The organism is Bradyrhizobium sp., assembly GCF_049798375.1.
Taxonomy (GTDB): domain Bacteria; phylum Pseudomonadota; class Alphaproteobacteria; order Rhizobiales; family Xanthobacteraceae; genus Bradyrhizobium.
Window position 1 is genome coordinate 1 of record NZ_JBARGP010000356.1, and the last position, 4525, is coordinate 4525.

The following is a 4525-nucleotide window of genomic DNA, read 5'->3' on the forward strand; positions in this document are numbered from 1 at the left end:
CTCCTCGCAAAGGATGAGAATGCCGGCGAAACCAAAGCGCGGCCGCTGACACTCGCCGCGCGGGCGCAGGTGTTTCACGATGCACCGGGCTTTACCGAAGGCGCGGGTGCCATCGTCGAGGCCGACGGCAACATGCTGGTCGCCCAGAACGGCTACCCTGTCTATGCGTCGGTTCACATGAACCAGACCTATTTCAACACAGCGCGGAAGAACCTGATCGCGACCGGCGGCTATCAGAGCCAGCCGGCGGATTCGTCGTTCAGCGTCGGCGATGCCGTGTTCAAGGCAACCTGGCTGAGGCTCGATACCAACCAGGCGCCGCCGGCCGGCGCTTATGTGACCGAGGCCCAGGTCCCGGTGCTGGAAAACAGCGTGAAGCCCGGCCAGATCACGATCCAGCCGGTGCAGGACAAGTTCGTCACGGTCAAAGTCGCGCTGATCGGCTGCACGTGGTCGGCTATACCGAGAACCATCCTGAATTCCTGTGGGGCACGTTCGAGCTGAAGAAGAATTCGCCGCAGACGGCAGACAACACGTTCACGCCGTCGGCAAGCCGCTCAGACTCGAACAACTACACGCTCTACAAGGGCGGCACCCCATTCTCGCAGGTCAATGTCCCGGCCCAGCCCGGTGCGCACCGCCCGCAATTGCGGCTCGATCCTGCGAGCCAGAAGCTGACGCCGGCGACGAATGCGGTGCTGGAAAACCAGACCGGCGGCGAGAACCAGCCGAACGGCGTCGGCAACATCTTCGCCATCACCTCGCAGGCGCAAGGCATCCTGGCCAAGTCGAAGGCTCCGCAATCCACCTTCGCTAATTACAACCTTATCGGCACGGTGTGGATGAAGGCGAACAGCTATAATCTCAACAGCGACCAGACCAGCGCGATCGGTTCGGTCACGCTCGCCAATACGACTGCAGAGACCTTCGTGCAGGCCCCCAAGAACACGCCCATGGCAAACGTGGTGAACTGCTTCCTGTGCCACAATCCGACGTCCTATTCGTTCCAGACGCCGCCACCTGCAAAGTTGCCGAACCGGTTGATCGCGCTGAGCCACGTGCTCGCGGCCGGCTCGCCCTATGAGGTGCCGAACTCGATCTCCGGCCAGCTGCTGCTGCGGCCGGACCTGTTCCGCCGGAAGTAAACTGCAGGGTGGGCAGAGACGCCTTTCCCTGCGGCGGTCTTCGAAACGCGAGGTCGAAGCTTGCCCACCCTACGCAGGCGTGTCGTCATTGCGAGGAGCAAAGCGACGAAGCAATCCAGACTTCCTACTTGGCTCTGGATTGCTTCGCTGCGCTCGCAATGACGGGCTGAGACGACGAACTTCGCCGGATGGACAGACATTACGTTGTGAAAACATCGCGAACGCAACTTCTGTCCGCTCTGCGGCGGTTACGCTGCGACTTCCGCCTTCGCAACAAAACCCTTGGCGAGCGCGTGGTAGATCCCCTCCTCGCAAATGAGGCGGGAGGTGCCGTAAGCGATCAGGGACGCGGCCATCAGCGGCACCACCATGGCGTGGTTGTCGGTCATCTCGGTCACGATGACGAAGGCGGTGATCGGCGCCTGCACGACGCCTGCGAAATACGAGACCATGCCGAGCAGCATGATCGGCGCCAGCGGCGCATCACGAAACAATGCGGCGACGTTCGCGCCGAGACCGGCGCCGACCGCAAGCGACGGCGAGAAGATGCCGCCGGGAATGCCGCTGATCGCGGCAAAGGTGGTGGCCAGGAATTTCAGGACGCCAAAGCTTTGCGGCAGCGGCACACCCGACTCGAGCGCCGCCTTCACCTGCGCATAGCCGGTGCCGTAGATCATGTCGCCGGACGCCAGACCACAGACCGCCACCGCCAGACCGCAGACAAGCGCGAACAGCATCGGGTACTGCTTCAGCATGCGGATGGGCGCCGGCACGGCAGCGCGCGCCATGATGATGACGATGCGGCTGAACAGCCCGCCCATGGCGCCACCGAACACGCCGCAGAGTGGAATCGCTAGCCAATCGAAACCATGAGCGAGCGCAACGGGCGTCGAACCGAAATAGGCGTAGTTGCCGATCAGCGCGAGCGAGGTCAGGCCCGCGGCGATCACGGTGCCGATCACCAGGCTCGAACTCCGCGTCTCGAATGAGCGGCTCATTTCCTCGATTCCGAACACGATGCCAGCGAGCGGCGTGTTGAAGGCGGCCGCCACGCCCGCCGCGGCGCCGGCGAGGATCAGTCCGGGCTGGCGGCGCGGAGACAGCCGGCCGAGCGCGAACATGATCGAGGCGCCGACCTGAACCGTCGGTCCCTCGCGCCCGACCGAGGCGCCGCAGAGCAAACCGAGCAAGGTCAGCAGGATCTTACCGATCGCGATCCGGATCGAGACCAGCGGACTGCGCGCGCTGGTGTCCGAGAGATGGCGTGCTGCGATCGCCTGCGGAATGCCGCTGCCTTGCGCATTCTGAAAAAAGCGGTTGGTAAGAAATACCGAGAGCGCGAAGCCTATTGGCGTGACCAGGACCGACGCGTAACGCGATTCCGCGAGCAACAGGCTGAACGCGTGCTGCGCCTGATCCGCGAGTTTCGCCAGGGCCACGGCGGCCGCGCCCACCACGACGCCGCCAAGCAGGAAGATGGCTTGGCGCTGCCAGCGACCGGACGTGATTTTCAACCATCGCTTACGGCGCGGAGAGATCGACATCATGAGACAAAAGCTTCAAATTCTCGCATGGGGGCGAACGCCCGCGCGTCCCTCATGCAAATGAGTGTGGTGGCAGCCAAGAGTAGCCCAAATGCCACGAATGCGCCGCGCTGACCACCGTGGACTCAGCATGATCTGTCTCCAGCTTTAACATAGGCTAGCGCGCCAAGGCTGTAGAAGGGCTATGAGCAGTTGCATGCTGGCAAGGCAGCGTGAGATTCGCCGATGGATATGCGGGTCCATTACGAGAAGCTGCGAGCGGACGCTGCTGAATGTGCGCTGCTTCGAGATCTCGCCACCGACGCGGAAAAACGCGAGCTGTTCGGCAGGCTGGCCGATCATCTGAATAGCTTGGCCTCGCTGATGCAGCGGCGGGTCGAGTTGCAGGCCGCCGCCACAGCGATGGCCGGCTCGCCGGGTCCAGTTCCCAAACCACCGCCGGCAGGGATGGCGCTCTGACAGCACCGCCAACTGGCGGCTTCAAGCCGCTCTCGATGCGCATGACCGGGCCCAGGCGGTGATCAGATGGGCGGGATACCCTCGACAAAGACCAAACGGCGGTCGAGCGCGGACCGCCGGTGCTTCAACGCTTGCGCATATTCAGGCGAGGAATACCATTCACGTGCGCGGGTCATCGAGGGAAACTCGACGATGATCAGCGTTCTGGCTGGCGGACCACCTTCCACCGTCTCGGACGCGCCGCCGCGAACCAGATAACGCCCGCCATATTGCGCGATCGTGTCCGCCGCTAGGGAGCGGTAGGCCTCCATCGATCTGGCGTCACGCACCTCGACCTCGGAGATCACATAAGCGGTCATGAGCTGGCGCTCTCAGGCGATGGTGTCGACGATCCCGCCCTCGACGCGCAACGCCGCGCCATTGGTGGCAGAGGCCTCCTTGGAGGCAACATAGACCACCATGTTGGCGACCTCGCCGGTGTCGGCGAAACGTTGCAGCAGCGAGCCCGGCCGGTGCTGCTTGACGAAGTTCGCCGCGGCTTCTTTTTCCGACTGCTTGTTCTGGCGCGCCAGATCCTTGACGAAGGTCTCCACGCCTTCTGACATGGTCGGGCCCGGCAGCACGGAATTGACGGTGACGCCGGTGCCGGAGGTAAGCTTGGCGAGCCCGCGGGAGATCGCAAGCTGCGCCGTCTTGGTCATGCCGTACTGGATCATCTCGGTTGGAATGTTCAGCGCCGATTCCGAGGAGATGAAGACGATGCGGCCCCAGTTCTGCTTCAGCATGCCCTGCATGTAGGCGCGCGCCAGCCGGATGCCGGACATCACGTTGATCTCGAAATAGCGGCTCCACTCCTCGTCCGAGATCTCGAAGAAATCCTGCGCGCCATAGATGCCGGCATTGTTGATGAGGATATCAACCTCCGGCAGCGCCGTGACCAGATCGTTGCAGCCTTCGACGGTGCCGACATCGCCGGCAATGCCGCGCAGCTTCGCGTTCGGCACCGCCTGCTTCAATTTCGCGAGTGCAGCATCGACCCGATCCTGGCCGCGGCCGTTGAGCACGACCTCGGCGCCTGAGGCCGCGAGCCCCTTTGCGATGGCAAAGCCGATGCCGGCTGTGGAGCCGGTGACCAGCGCGGTCTTTCCCGAGAGGTCGATATGCATGAGGACGCTCCTGTCGCGTGTTACGGCTGACATATGAGCATGCGCCTCAGGCGACCCAAGCGGGATAGGCGCACAAAAAAGCGGCGCTCGAGGCGCCGCTTTCAAATCCGTTAGTGCCGGAGCTGCCGGCTTACGCCGCTTCCGCCTGGCCGCCCTGCACCGGACCCGAATCCAGGCCCTTGGCATCGACGTCGCGGTCGACGAACTCGAT

6 protein-coding genes and 1 pseudogene are annotated in these 4525 nt (G+C 63.4%); 3 read left to right on the forward strand and 4 right to left on the reverse strand.

All coding sequences use genetic code 11. From position 1 onward, the window contains the following. Both WA702_RS15035 and WA702_RS15040 read left to right on the forward strand, forming a co-directional pair. The coding region (locus WA702_RS15035) for a hypothetical protein (protein WP_425111324.1) at positions 1-504 on the forward strand (504 nt) is incomplete at its 5' end. Continuing rightward, positions 450-1145, forward strand: a complete 696-nt coding sequence (locus WA702_RS15040; RefSeq protein ID WP_425111325.1) for a hypothetical protein — start codon at positions 450-452, stop codon at positions 1143-1145. The genes WA702_RS15035 and WA702_RS15040, both read left to right, overlap by 55 nt. 248 nt (positions 1146-1393) lie before the next feature. Here WA702_RS15040 and WA702_RS15045 read toward each other — a convergent pair whose 3' ends face one another. Further along, positions 1394-2692: a chloride channel protein gene (locus tag WA702_RS15045; protein ID WP_425111326.1), complete on the reverse strand. Its 1299-nt coding sequence runs from the start codon at positions 2690-2692 to the stop codon at positions 1394-1396. A 228-nt stretch (positions 2693-2920) separates the two neighbouring features. Between WA702_RS15045 and WA702_RS15050 the strand changes: the two genes are divergently transcribed. Further along, the gene (locus WA702_RS15050; RefSeq protein ID WP_425111329.1) at positions 2921-3148 is read left to right on the forward strand and encodes a hypothetical protein; all 228 of its coding nucleotides are present in this window, start codon (positions 2921-2923) and stop codon (positions 3146-3148) included. Between the two features lie 62 nt (positions 3149-3210). Here the strand turns inward: WA702_RS15050 and WA702_RS15055 are convergent, their stop codons facing one another. The 3 genes and pseudogenes from WA702_RS15055 to WA702_RS15065 all read right to left on the reverse strand — a co-directional run. After that, positions 3211-3507, reverse strand: a complete 297-nt coding sequence (locus tag WA702_RS15055) for a DUF1330 domain-containing protein (protein ID WP_425111327.1) — start codon at positions 3505-3507, stop codon at positions 3211-3213. Between the two features lie 12 nt (positions 3508-3519). Then, positions 3520-4314, reverse strand: coding sequence for an SDR family NAD(P)-dependent oxidoreductase (locus tag WA702_RS15060; protein ID WP_425111328.1), 795 nt, complete (start codon positions 4312-4314; stop codon positions 3520-3522). A gap of 130 nt (positions 4315-4444) precedes the next feature. Continuing rightward, positions 4445-4525, reverse strand: a pseudogene (locus WA702_RS15065) (50S ribosomal protein L17); the annotation flags it as partial.